At 63.8% G+C, this 12,328-nt stretch carries 14 protein-coding genes; 4 read left to right on the top strand and 10 right to left on the bottom strand.

Annotation, left to right across the window (positions count from 1 at the left end):
* Positions 1 to 50 precede the first annotated feature (50 nt).
* Positions 51 to 701 carry a response regulator transcription factor gene (locus QYQ98_RS07135; RefSeq protein WP_302006190.1) on the bottom strand — a complete coding sequence of 217 codons (651 nt, stop codon included), beginning with the start codon at positions 699 to 701 and terminating at the stop codon, positions 51 to 53.
* A gap of 1 nt (position 702) precedes the next feature.
* Positions 703 to 1,857 carry a sensor histidine kinase gene (locus QYQ98_RS07130; RefSeq protein ID WP_302006189.1) on the bottom strand — a complete coding sequence of 385 codons (1,155 nt, stop codon included), beginning with the start codon at positions 1,855 to 1,857 and terminating at the stop codon, positions 703 to 705.
* Positions 1,858 to 1,932: 75 nt separating this feature from the next.
* Here QYQ98_RS07130 and menE point away from each other — a divergent pair, with 75 nt between their 5' ends.
* Entirely contained in the window at positions 1,933 to 3,069 is a 1,137-nt protein-coding gene (gene menE / locus QYQ98_RS07125; protein ID WP_302006188.1) for an o-succinylbenzoate--CoA ligase, read from the top strand.
* Between the two features lie 200 nt (positions 3,070 to 3,269).
* On the opposite strand, the gene QYQ98_RS07120 is transcribed toward menE, so the two are convergent.
* Entirely contained in the window at positions 3,270 to 4,157 is an 888-nt protein-coding gene (locus QYQ98_RS07120) for a glycosyltransferase (RefSeq protein ID WP_302006187.1), read from the bottom strand.
* Positions 4,158 to 4,215: 58 nt separating this feature from the next.
* Between QYQ98_RS07120 and QYQ98_RS07115 the strand changes: the two genes are divergently transcribed.
* Both QYQ98_RS07115 and QYQ98_RS07110 read left to right on the top strand, forming a co-directional pair.
* Positions 4,216 to 5,259, top strand: a complete 1,044-nt coding sequence (locus tag QYQ98_RS07115) for a 1,4-dihydroxy-2-naphthoate polyprenyltransferase (protein WP_302006186.1) — start codon at positions 4,216 to 4,218, stop codon at positions 5,257 to 5,259.
* Positions 5,260 to 5,263: 4 nt separating this feature from the next.
* A complete protein-coding gene (locus QYQ98_RS07110) occupies positions 5,264 to 6,205 on the top strand; it encodes an AEC family transporter (RefSeq protein ID WP_302006185.1) in 942 nt (313 codons plus the stop codon).
* A 61-nt stretch (positions 6,206 to 6,266) separates the two neighbouring features.
* Here the strand turns inward: QYQ98_RS07110 and QYQ98_RS07105 are convergent, their stop codons facing one another.
* On the bottom strand, positions 6,267 to 6,605 hold the full coding sequence (locus QYQ98_RS07105; RefSeq protein WP_302006184.1) for a DUF4229 domain-containing protein: 339 nt from the start codon (positions 6,603 to 6,605) through the stop codon (positions 6,267 to 6,269).
* A gap of 55 nt (positions 6,606 to 6,660) precedes the next feature.
* Between QYQ98_RS07105 and QYQ98_RS07100 the strand changes: the two genes are divergently transcribed.
* Positions 6,661 to 6,987: a hypothetical protein gene (locus tag QYQ98_RS07100; RefSeq protein WP_302006183.1), complete on the top strand. Its 327-nt coding sequence runs from the start codon at positions 6,661 to 6,663 to the stop codon at positions 6,985 to 6,987.
* Positions 6,988 to 6,996: 9 nt separating this feature from the next.
* On the opposite strand, the gene QYQ98_RS07095 is transcribed toward QYQ98_RS07100, so the two are convergent.
* The 6 genes from QYQ98_RS07095 to QYQ98_RS07070 form a co-directional block, all read right to left on the bottom strand.
* The gene (locus QYQ98_RS07095) at positions 6,997 to 7,299 is read right to left on the bottom strand and encodes a helix-turn-helix transcriptional regulator (RefSeq protein ID WP_302006182.1); all 303 of its coding nucleotides are present in this window, start codon (positions 7,297 to 7,299) and stop codon (positions 6,997 to 6,999) included.
* A gap of 101 nt (positions 7,300 to 7,400) precedes the next feature.
* Positions 7,401 to 8,408, bottom strand: a complete 1,008-nt coding sequence (gene ccsB / locus QYQ98_RS07090; RefSeq protein ID WP_302006180.1) for a c-type cytochrome biogenesis protein CcsB — start codon at positions 8,406 to 8,408, stop codon at positions 7,401 to 7,403.
* A gap of 108 nt (positions 8,409 to 8,516) precedes the next feature.
* Positions 8,517 to 10,292, bottom strand: coding sequence for a cytochrome c biogenesis protein ResB (locus tag QYQ98_RS07085; protein WP_302006179.1), 1,776 nt, complete (start codon positions 10,290 to 10,292; stop codon positions 8,517 to 8,519).
* A gap of 33 nt (positions 10,293 to 10,325) precedes the next feature.
* A complete protein-coding gene (locus QYQ98_RS07080) occupies positions 10,326 to 11,108 on the bottom strand; it encodes a cytochrome c biogenesis CcdA family protein (protein ID WP_302006178.1) in 783 nt (260 codons plus the stop codon).
* The gene (locus QYQ98_RS07075) at positions 11,109 to 11,714 is read right to left on the bottom strand and encodes a TlpA disulfide reductase family protein (protein WP_302006177.1); all 606 of its coding nucleotides are present in this window, start codon (positions 11,712 to 11,714) and stop codon (positions 11,109 to 11,111) included.
* Positions 11,714 to 12,316 carry a histidine phosphatase family protein gene (locus QYQ98_RS07070; protein ID WP_302006176.1) on the bottom strand — a complete coding sequence of 201 codons (603 nt, stop codon included), beginning with the start codon at positions 12,314 to 12,316 and terminating at the stop codon, positions 11,714 to 11,716. Before QYQ98_RS07070 ends, QYQ98_RS07075 begins: the two co-directional genes overlap by 1 nt.
* Positions 12,317 to 12,328: the final 12 nt, after the last annotated feature.

Genomic DNA, 12,328 nt, shown 5'->3' with positions numbered 1-12,328 from the left:
CAATTCTGATGCCCACGGGCTGCGGTGAGATCCCCCCACGGGAGGGTTTTTCATCTAACCAGCCCCGCGCGCTGGGCAACGAGCACCAGCGCTACTCGGTCGCGGGCGCCGAGCTTTGCCAGCAGGCTCTTCACGTGCGTTTTCACCGTCGTCTCCGCGATGAATAACCGCTGTGCAACCTCTGCATTATTCGCTCCTGCGCCGATTTCCGCGAGCACCTCCACCTCCCGGGGAGTGAGCAGCGACAGCGCTTGACGTTCGAATACACTCAAAGCATTCCCTCTGTCCACGCCGTCTCGCACCCACTCCAATACCCGTCCCGTCACCCCGCTGGCTAGGACGGACTCGCCGCGCGCAACGGTACGCACTGAGTCGGCAAGCACATCGGGCTCTGCGTCTTTAAGAAGGAATCCGTGGACGCCGGCCTCAATCGCTGCCTGCACCAGCTCATCGTCGTCGAAGGTGGTCAGCATGATTACCTTGGGTCCGAGCGGCAAGATATGGCGCGCGGCGGAGATTCCGTCGAGCACAGGCATCCGTATGTCCAGCACAGCAACATCAATGTTGACGGTTTTCACCTGTTCCACGGCCTCTTCACCGTTCGAGGCTATGGCAACCACCTGAATATCGGGCTGCGTGTTCAAGATGGTGGTCAAGGCCGACAGGAGCATTGGTTGATCGTCGGCAAGCAGGACGCGCATGTCACACTCCTAACGTCGCGGTTACTGTGACCGTGGTTTCTTCGCGTTGGTTCTCCTGCGTGATGTCTAGCTTGCCGCCCGTTGCACGAGCACGCTCCCGCATGCCGACGATTCCCGTTCCGGCGCCCGGGCGCGGTTCCGCGCGGCCTGTCGATGCGACGGCCACCACGACGTCCCCCGACTCCACTGCAGCCTTCACCGCCACCTTGGTCACGGGATTCACCTGGTGCTTGAGCGCGTTAGTGAGCGCCTCAGTCATGATCCGGTTCGCCGCTTGCGCCGTGACTGCTGGGATGTCGAGGTCTGTCGGCATATCGAGTGTGATGTCCATTCCCGCACCACGGAAACGCTCGATGATGCGGGGAATCTCTTCGACACCGCCTGCCGGTTCAACTCCCGGCCCCTTATCACGCAGACCGTTCACCAACAACCGGATGTCCCGCAGAGCATCGGAGGCTGCGTCGCGAATGAGCTCGAGCGACTCACGCTCAGTACCCGCAGCGAGCCCCGCATTCGCTTGCACCTTGATCAGCGTCAACGAATGCCCGAGTACATCGTGAATATCCCGGGCAGTGTTCAAGCGTTCCTCTTCACGCCCGGCGATGATCCGTTCTTCCCGCATCCGGGCCTCTCGCATATTCGATTCCGCTTCCGCCGCACTGTTCGCGCCCAGCAGGTACGCAACTGCGATGACTGACCAGTGCAAGCCGAGCATCATGGCGGCATCGAACGGCCCACGGTAGAACAAGACAAGACGCTCATCCCACGTCCACATGAACGGGGAGATGACGCACCACAATGAAGCTGTGAGAGCGATGATCACGGCCGGCGGTGAGGTGTGTTCTCCTTCGGCCGCGGAAATGGCATGACGCCTCACTGTGTACACCGACAGTGGCACCAGGACGATCCAGAACGTGTAGCCGATATTTGTCGGGGACGCCATCCACAGCACCGACCACGCCACATTCAACCCGACCATGAGCGCCGACGCGGTTATAGGGCGACGCTGCCAATGGGTCAACGCTGCAACGAAACTCCACGAAAGGAGCGTCTGCACCCAGTCAGCCACCTCGCGCTGACCCGTGAAGAGAAGCGCCGTGTGCATCAGCGCTAGTAAGGCCCCCAACAGGGACACCACGAGTTCACCGGTTCTCATTCGCACCTGCTCGAGCCTATCCGGCTCACTGTGCACGGTTCCTCCTCCCGTAGGAGGAGATTCACTCACGCTAGGATGACGCGCGTGCCCAACATTCTCGAACTGCTCCCCGTGGACCTCGCTGACCCGCTGGCGGTCATGCCGGATGTGGAGGCCGCGATCGCGGGGCAGTGCGCGGTGCTGCCGGTACCGAAGTCTGACCGGCACCGCGCGGAGACCCTGTGCACCACAATGCGGGCGGGCCACTCTATCGACGATTCCGTAGCGGCGGTGCTGGCGACGTCCGGGTCAACGGGCACGCCGAAAGGAGCAGAGCTCACTCCCGTGAATCTGGTGGCCAGCGCCGACGCCACCCACCAGTTTCTGGGCGGGCCGGGACAGTGGCTGCTGGCCATGCCGGCCCACCACATCGCGGGCTTTCAGGTGCTGGTGCGGAGCATGGTCGCGGGCGTGGAACCAGCGTTTGTGGACCTCACCAGTGGCTTTCACGTCAGTGAATTCGCCGCGCGGGCCGAGGACCTCGCCGCCACGGGCGAACGGATGTACACCGCGCTCACCCCGATGCAAATAGACAAGACGATGAGCACACTCGCCGGGATCGAGGCACTCCGCCTGTTCAGCGCCGTCCTCGTCGGCGGCGGAGCGATCGACCCCGGGATGCTCACCTCAGCCGCGAAACTGCGCATCAATGTCGTCACCACATACGGCTCCTCCGAGACTGCCGGCGGCTGCGTCTACAACGGCACTCCCCTCGCCGGGGCGAAGGTGCGTGTCACCGGCGGCCGAATCTATCTCGGTGGCCCCATGATCGCCCGCGGTTACCGGAACCTGCCCGACCATGAGGCTTTTGCAGAGCCCGGCTGGTACGCCACCTCGGATGCGGGCGAGTTGATCGGCGGCACCCTGCGCGTCACCGGCCGCCTGGACAACATCATCGAGACCGGCGGTCTGAAACTACAGCCGGAGGTCCTCGAGTTCTACATGCTCGGCATCGATGGAGTTACCGCCGCCTGCGTCGTGGGAGTTCCAGACCCGCGCTACGGCAACCGAATCTGCGCTGTTTACACCGGCACCGCCGCGGTCAGCGCCCTGATGGAGGCATTCGACGACCTTCCCCGCTGGCAGGTTCCGAAGGACCTGCGCCGCGTCGAGGAATTGCCGCAGACCGGACCGGGCAAAGTCGACCGAATCGCAGTGCGAGACCTGTTCTGACCAGCTGGCGAAATGATTGGTACGCACCAACGGGTGAATCTGTTTACATCCGCAGGGCGCCCCAACAGCCCCAAAATCCCACTACCTGGTCTAATAAGTACTTGAGCATACGGGGAATGTAAACAAATTCACCGGTTGGTGTGGACCCACTATTGGTCGGGTGAGGTCGGTCTCTGAAAAACGAGGGCGAACAAACCGATCTAATCCTCCGGGACAGCGGCTTGGAGCTTATCGACGTCCCCCTCCGTGTACGTCGCGGCGATCTGCGCATCGTTCCCGCCGCGCCAGCGGTTGTGGTGGACAAGTGCTTCGCGCTGGCTTGCCGGGATAACGGAGAATTCGCGGGGGTGGGGGTACACCTGCCGGACCAGGTGCTCGGAGCGGAGGGCGCAATGGTTGAGCCAGACGTCGTCGGCACGCGGTGCTTTGTCCTGGAAGTTCGTTCCTAGTTCCGCAACGTAATCGACCATGGACGCCGGATACGCGACACCGGAAACGCCGGTGGCGAAGTGGCGCGCCGACGGTTCGGTGGTACGGGTCGCCCGCCATTCCTTATAAGGACGCATGCCGTTCTCGTCGAGAGTGATTGTGTGGGCGCGGTACGCGACCACACATCTGGGGTCGGCGTCCGCCGCGTTGACCAGTTTCTCCGCGAACCAGCGCGGGTACATCATGTCGTCATCGACGGTGATCACTCGAGTGCCGGTGCCAGCGAATTCTTGGAATGTGCCGTAGTACTTCGTGTGCGGGCCGTACTTCCCGTCCGAGCAACGGATGGTCAACCCGCGTTCTTGGAGGTTGCGCAGGCCTCGTGGCCACTGGCCGTGATAGTCTTCCTCGTCCAGCCAGAGAATGACCGGAAGCCGGCGGGTGCCCACGAGCAGGGACGCGATGCAGTACACCGAGGTGGACAAGCGTTTGCCGTGCGTGGTCAGAGAAATGACCGTGTCATGCTCGTCTGCATCACCTGCCTGGCCGAGTTCAGGGAACGACAACCGCCGCGCACGGGTGGCCAAGAGCAGGCCAGGCTGGCGTGCAAGCGTCCCTGCGGTGTGCAGGATTTGGCGGACGGCATAGTCGATCCACATGAAGGGATACTTTAGTCCAGCTTCGCCCGGAATAAGTTTTGAGTGCATGATGGGTGTCATGAGCGCGAGCGATGACAGCACCCCCATTCCCGACGATCCGAACGGTAGCTCCGGCACCAACACGGCGAAGGAAGACACCCATTCCGCTCACGCCGCCCGCCGGGACTGGTGGGAGGCGGCCCGCCCGCACACTTGGTTCAACGCACTCGCTCCCGTGATCGTGGGCACGGGCGCTGCCGCGTTCGAGTTCTGGCTCAGCTTGCCACTGGCGCTGTTGGCGCTCATCGTGGCCATGGGCATGATCATCGGTGTCAATTACGCCAACGACTACTCCGACGGCATCCGCGGCACGGACGACGACCGCACCGGCCCGACACGGCTGACCGCCTCCGGCTTGGCGCGCCCCGAACAGGTGAAGCTCGCGGCTTTCATCTCCTTCGGCATCGCGGCGTTGGCGGGATTGATTCTTGCGGCGGTGAGTGCGCCGTGGCTCATTCTCGTGGGTGCAGCGTGCATCCTCGCCGCCTGGTTCTACACAGGCGGGAAAAACCCGTACGGTTACCGCGGTTTCGGTGAGCTCTCCGTCTTCGTCTTCTTCGGTCTCGTAGCGGTGCTAGGCACGCAATACACGCAGGTCGGAACGATTTCGTGGGTGGGTGTCGGCTGCGCCGTCGGTGTCGGCGCGATCTCCGCGGCGATAAATTTGGCCAACAACATCCGCGACATTCCCACCGACACGGAAGCAGGAAAGCGCACACTTGCAGTGATGCTTGGCGACGTCCGCGCCCGCCGCCTCTTTACCGTCCTGACCCTGACTCCATTCGTGATCACGGTGTTCATCGGTGCCGCTTACACCCCCACCCTGCTGGCGCTTGCCGCCTTGCCGCTCGCACTCGGCTCGGTGCTGAAGGTGCAGCGCGGCGCGTCCGGAGCCGAGCTCATCCCGGTATTGGGCGCCAATGGCCGGGCGATGCTGATCTGGGCCGTCATCATGGCTGGCGCTCTTATCGCCGGGTCTCCGTTCATGCAGCTGGGTCAGACGGTCCCCTACACCGACTTCGGCTGGACCATGGACGTCCCCGACTCGATGATGCAGAGCTAGGCCTGTGTTAGACGTCATCACCGGCTTCGCCATCATCTTCGTCGTCATCGGCGCGGGCTACGTCCTAGCCCAACGCGGTGTGATCGGCGACGGTGAGCAGCGCCTGATGTTCAACCGGGTCGCCTACTGGGTGGCGTCCCCGTCGCTGCTGTTCACCACGGTGGCCGCATCTGACACGTCGACGTTCCTCTCACCTGTTGTCGTGGTGGTGTTCCTGGCCACGGCAGTGACAATGGCGGTGTTCTGGATCATTTCGGCGATGTTCTTCACGGCGGATGTGCCGACGCGCATGGCGGGTGCGGCCTCGGCGAGCTATTTCAATTCGGTGAATATCGGGCTGCCCATCGCGGTCTACGTCATCGGCGACGCGACGTACGTCGCCCCGGTGCTGCTCATGCAGATGGTGATCGTCTCCCCCGTCGTCATCGCAGGATTGGACGTCAACCCGGAATCGAGTGGTTCGCGCGGGAAGAAAGTGCTCACAGCGGTGAAAACGGGCCTCACTGCCCCGGTGGTGCTCGCGCCGCTGGCGGGGCTGGCGGTCTCTGCCGCCGGTTGGACGGTGCCGGCGCCGGTGATGGAGCCGCTGGAGATTCTCGGCGGCGCGTCAATCCCGATGATCCTCATGAGCTTCGGTGCGAGCCTACGCGGCGGCAGCGTCCTGGCGCCAGGCCCGGACCGGCCCGCCACGATCACGGCATCGCTGCTCAAACTGGCATTCATGCCTGCCGCGGCCTGGGTGCTGGGCCTGCTCGCGGGACTCGACAGCACGGCGCTCTACGCGGCTGTGATCCTCTCGTCGTTGCCGACGGCGCAGAACGTGTTCAACTACACCGCCAATTACCGCGCGGGAGAGACCGTGGCCCGCGACACCGTCTTCATCACCACATTCGCTTCATTGCCCGCGATGATCGCCATCGCGCTGCTGTTCGGAAAAGGTTTCTAGGAAAAGGGGCTCGAGCGGGGATGAAACCTTAGCGGAGAAAACTCGTAGCGGAAACCGTGTTCTAGCGGTCCGCCAGCTCGTCACTCACCCACTGCTTGCGGGCGCGGCGTTGCTCGTTCCATGCGGCCATCGCCTCTGTGGCGGCAACACGCTGTTTGGGGAAGATCAGCATAGACAGTGGGAACGCCACGATCAGGGCGAGGAGGGCGGACATGACGAGGGGCACGGGGGCGTCGATAAGCAAGGCCGCCCCTTCAATGAGCACCGTGAGAACGAGAAAAAGAGCGAGACGCAGTCCGCCGTAAACGAGTGCCGCGCGGTTGGCGCGTTTGCGCACAGAAGCGTCCAAGGCGGGGGAGGTTGTGTCAACGCTGGTTTGGGGTGCTGCTGGCTCTGTCACGGTTGTAGAGCGTACCCGCCCCAAACGGGCGGAAGCGAACCAGTAACCTAAGGGTATGGGACGCGTCATTCTCATTCTTCTGGTCATCGTCGCGGCGTGGTTGCTGTGGCGCGCCTTCGGGCCCGGCAGTAACGAGCGTTACGGTTCAATCCGCCCGGCAAAGCAACAGCAGGAGCCCCCGGCGATCAAGGGGCCGGACGATGACGAAGAGTTCCTGTGGAATATTGAGAAGAATCGCTTCAAGGAGCGCCGCGCCAAGGAAGAAGCCGAGCGCAAGGCGCGGGAAGAAGAGGAGCGCCGGCTGCGGCGCGAACGTGGGAGCAGCCCGGAGAAGTCGGGTGATGATCACCGCGGCCAGGGCCCCGAAGAGCCGCGCCTGTAAGCCCGAGGCTTAGGACTTCGCGTCGCTCCCGGACGTGTCGGAAGCCCCGGAAGCCTCGGAGGTCTCGGAGGTCTCCACCCACTCGATGGACAGGCCGAGAGCCTCAGCGACGGCTGCTACTTTCTCCCAGCGGACACCGGCGCCGCCATGCTCGATCGTGTGCAGTGTCGACCGAGATACGCCCGCCGAGGAGGCTACCTCCTGCTGCAGGCGCCCGGTTTCCCGGCGCCGCTGCGCCAAAGCCTCACCAAGATTGATCAAGACAGGGATATCGCTTGCGGGCTTGCCGAGCTTCTTACGGGGTGAAGGCACCAACTGACTCTTTCTGGCCGAATGCGGACGAAGGAACAACAGTTACTTGTACACAAGCATGTGGCCGGGGACCCCCGAAAACCGTGGGGAAATGCTGGGAGTTAATTCAGGCCGGCGTAGGAGTGCAGACCCGAAGCGACCAGGTTAATGAAGAAGAGGTTGAACACGCCGGTGGCGAACGCGGCAACGTTGATCCAGGCGGCTTTCACGTTCTTCCAGCCGGCCGTGGCGCGCGCGTGCAGGTACGCCGCGTACAGGATCCAGGTGATCAGGGCGACGGTTTCCTTCGGGTCCCAGCCCCAGAAGCGGCCCCAGGCCACCTCGCCCCAGATAGCGCCGAGCATGATGCCGATACCGAAGACGGGGAGGGTGATGATCGCGGTCTTGTACGCGTACGAGTCGAGCTTCTTGGCACTCGGCAGCGGCTTGGCCACAGCACCGAAGAAGCCCTTTTCCTCACCGCGCGGCTGCCAGATGCGCAGCAGGTACAGCAGGGAGAAAACGCCGGAGATCAGGCCCAGCGAAGCACCAATGGACACGGTGGAGACGTGGAACGGGTACCAGAAGGAGCGCAACGCCGGCACCAGCGGAGCGGCCTCCGCGTACAGCACGGTCGCGTCCAGGAAGACCAGCACGATCACCGGGGCGAGAATCCACGGCCACATCGTGTGCCAACGCTTCTTCTGGATGATGGCGGCAGCCACGACCATGGCCACCGCCGTGAAGGTGAGCACGAACTCGTACATGTTGCCGAACGGGAAGCGGCTCACCGCCAGGCCTCGGGTCACCGTGGCCACCACGTGGAACGCAATCGCTACCCAGATCAGGCCCTGCGCCGCACCCGCCATTTTGCGGGAGCGTTCACGCGCAGCCTCAAGCTCACTGTCCTCAGCAGCAGGCTTATCGACGGCGACCGTTTCCGATCCCCCCTGCCCCACCGCGACCAGTTCACGGTCCGCGGCAGCTGCTTTCTGCTCGCGGCGCAGGTCGATGACCGCCTGCGAACGCATGTAGTGGATGCAGGCCAGGACCAGAGAAACGATGTAGAACGCGAAAGCGGTCCGCAAAGACAAGTCCGACACTTGAGCCAGCGAGGTGTTGACGTGCATGAAAATTAAGCTACTCCACGTCACCTGAAGGACCAAGGACCCCTCGGCCCAGCTGGCTCTATTGGGGGGTGAAAGCACCGGGTGCGGCTGCGTGGAGCCGGGAGCCGCCTAGTGCCACTCCTCCTCATCGTCATCGTCCGCGTACGCCTCGTCACCGCAGGCACCGCCTGTTCCTCGATCGTCGCCGGCGCCGCCGCTCAGCAGCTTCTCGACGACCTCGTCGAACTCGCTGCCCCACCCGGCGCGGTCGGTGCGGGCGAGACCGGCGACCTCGATGCGGATCTTCCCGGTGTTTCTGTTTTCGGTGTTCCCGTTTTCGGTGTTCCCGCCTTCGGCGCTTCCGCCTCCAGTAATTCCGTCGACGGGGCGGAAACGAACCCAGATGCGGCGACGCTTGATCAAAAGAGAGCCCACTAGCGAACCGAGCATGATCACGGTGACCACGAGCGCCCACCCCTGAGTCGGGTCGCGGGAGATCTGGTAATTCGCGTATTCGGCGGCGCCATCGAACCGGACTGTAACTACCTCCTCCTTCCCGTCGGGCGTCTTCTTTCCGGTTGGGATCTGCGCTTCTTCCCCGGCAGCGAGCTGCACACGATCGACACGCTGGAGCTGCCCGTTGGCGATCAACGTCTGGTCGAGTGTGAAGAGGTTCTGCGGCCGGCCGGTGTCCAAGCCGGCGTCGCCGGCGTACACGTCGAGGGTGACAGCCGGGTCATCCATGGACGGGAACGCGGACTGCAGCATGTCGCCGTTCGGGCCGGTCCACTGCGCCGTGGGCGCGAAGACGCCCTCGATGGCCAGTTGGTGCTGACGGCGCTCGGTCAGGTCCGGATACATGCCCGCAGGAGGATCAAAGCGCATCACGCCGTTGGACAGGAAGAACGTCAGGTCCGTGGGGCGGTACTGCACCATCTGCGTGCGGGTCTCGCCGTCCGGCCACGTCACCGTGATCTGCGGGGCAAACCCGTGCCCCTGCAGGTAGACGCGGTCGCCGCCGATGCGCAGCGGATGGTTCACCCGGAGCGTGTAGTCCTCCCACGTGGACGGGTCGGTGGTCATGTCGTCGCCGGCGGCGTAGGAGATGCGGGAACCGAAGGAATCCGCTTGGCCGTTCTGCAGGTACTCCGCGGTGAAGTCGTGGGAGATGAAGCAGAAGGGGGTGAGCCCTGTGCCGTCGAAAAGCGGGCCCGCGCGGAAAGTGTCGAAGTTGGCGGGGGACGTGTTGCAGAATTCGCGCGACTGCTCCACGGGCACCGCGTATTCGGACTCGGAGTTGGTCACCACAATGACCTGGCCTTCGTAGAAGACCATGCGGCCGTAGGCGAAGACGGCGATCAGCGCGACGATGGAAACGTGGAACAGCAGGTTCGCCAGCTCGCGGGCGTACCCGCGCTCCGCGGACAACGAGAGCTCCCCTGCCCGGTCCTGTTCGGGCTGGTAGCGCGCCACACGCCACTTGCGCAGGGTGCGCTCCGCGTGCGCGGCAGCCTCTTCCGCAGACATCTCCACCTCGCCGGCGGCGTGGTGCGGCATGCGGTGCAGGTACTTCGGCGCGCGGGTCGGCTGGGCAGTGTAAGCCTTGTAGTGGTCGATCGAGCGCGGAATGATGCAGCCGATCAGGGAGATGATCAGCAGCGTGAGCAGGGCGACGAAGACGGGGGACGAGAAGACGTCGAAAAGCATGAGCTTGTCGTAGACCTTGCCCATGACAGGGTTCGCTGCGAGGTACTCATTGACCTGGCTCTCGCTGATTTCCCGCTGCGGAAGCAGTGCACCCGGAACCGCGATGAGGGCGAGCAAGAACAAAAGGACCAGCGCCGTGCGCATGCTGGTCAGCCAGTGCCAGAGTTTCTTCGCCCACGTCGTCGCGGTGTTAAGCATGTCGTTTCCGAATCATTTTCACGTCCACTACCACTACAGCAAGGTGGTGCCGTAGCCGTCCACCCATTGGCGGGTCCAACCGATGAACACGTTCCAGGTTCCGGTGAGCAGCAGCACGCCTACCACGATCATGGCCAGTCCGCCGATGATCTGGATAGTACGCGAGTGCTTGCGCAGGAAACCGATGGCCTCCACCGCATGCGCGGAGCCGAGCGCCATGAGCAGAAATGGAACCCCCAGGCCGAGGCAGTACGCGACAACCAGGATGATGCCCCGCACCGCGGTGAAGCCGTCGGTGCCCACCGACACGGAGATCACCGCGCCCAGCGTGGGGCCCAAACACGGCGTCCAGCCGAGCGCGAAGACACCTCCGAGCAGTGGCGCACCGAGCCAGGTCGCCCACTTCTTCGGCTGCATGCGGGTGTCGCGCTGCAGCATGGGCACGGTGCCCATGAACACGAGCCCCATGAGGATGGTGATGACACCGCCGGCGCGCATGAGGGTCTCCTCGTTGAGCCTGATCAGGCTGATCGCCCCGAAGACGGTGACGGTAGCGAGCAGGAACACCACGGTGAAGCCGAGAATGAACAGACCCGCAGCGCCGACGACCGCCCACTTGCGTCTGCGGCCGACAGCCAGCTCGCCGCGCTCCACGGTCATCTCCCCGCCGACGATGCCGGTCAGATACGACATGTAGCCCGGCACCAGCGGGATAACGCACGGAGAGGCGAACGACACCAGCCCGGCGAGCGCCGCCGCGAAAACGCCGAGCACCAAAGGCCCGGAAGCAGCTAGATCGGCGAACGTCTGTCCCATCTACGCCTCAGCTGCCAAGCGGTCAGTCACGTCAATGACGTCCTGGGCTGAGATCTCCCGCAGGAACACCGCGGCCGGGCGGTGCTGCTTGTCCAGGACCACCGTTGTGGGGATGACGGAGGTGGGAATACCGCCGAGAGCACCTGCTGTGCGGAACGGCGGATCGTAGATCGACGGGTAGGTCACCCCGTTATCGCGAACGAAATCGCGGGCGATTTCAGGCTGCGGGTCGCGGACGTTGATGCCCAGCACCGTGCCTGCGGGCTGGCCGTTCTCCCCCGGCTGAGAGAGGTGCTGCTGCACCTCTTCCAAGTCATCCACTTCCGCGCGGCACGGCGCACACCACTGGCCCCACGCGTTGAGCACCACGATCTGCCCCTCAAAATCCGACAGGGAGATCTCCGTGCCCGGTTCCATCAGGGAGTCACCGGAGAAATCCTCCAGAGGGGCCCGTTCTTCCTCGTCGTAGAAAATCTCGACCTGGCCACCCGGCGAGTGGAACGAGAAAGTCTCGCCCGAGTTCGTCGGTGCGCATGCCGTCAACGCCGAGAAAGTCATGGCGGCGGCGCACGCTGCCGCCAGTGCCTTGGTTGTTCCTCCGAGCATTAGATATCCCTCGCCGGTTCGTCGTAGGTCCAGCTGGTGAGCGTGTCCCCGTCAAAAGTCAAGGAGGTGACACTGGCTAGCTCGCACTGCCGGGAAACGTGCGCCAACCGCTTTCCGGCGGCGTTGCGCTGCACCATCACGATAGGCAGCTGGTGGGACACCAGCACTGCCTCATGTCCTTCCGCATGCTTCCGGGCAGAATCGACGGCGCGCTCCATGCGCTGGAGAATCTCCGTGTACGGCTCGCCCCAGCTGGGTTCGAGAGGATTCGTCATGTGGCGCCACCGAATCGGATTCATCAACTGGGACGGGAACCCTTTTGTGCGCAGCCCTTCGAAGCGGTTACCGGACTCGATCAGGTCCGGGTCAGTGTGAATGCCCATTCCCACCACCTCGGCAATCGGTGCCGCTGTCTCCTGCGCGCGCTCGAGCGGCGAGGCCGCCAGATACGTCACGTCGTGGCCCTTGAAGCTGGTGGCTGTTCGGGCCGCCATGGAGCGCCCCCGGGAACTCAAGTGAAAATCCGGGAGCCGGCCGTACAGGATCTTGCCCGGGTTGAATACTTCCCCGTGGCGCACGAGGTGCACAACGGTTCTCGCCATATTGAGCTCCTC

Origin of the sequence: Corynebacterium sp. P3-F1 (assembly GCF_030503635.1) — a bacterium.
GTDB lineage: Bacteria > Actinomycetota > Actinomycetes > Mycobacteriales > Mycobacteriaceae > Corynebacterium.
The sequence above is the reverse complement of the archived record's forward strand: the minus strand, read 5'-3'. Positions and strand labels throughout refer to the sequence as shown.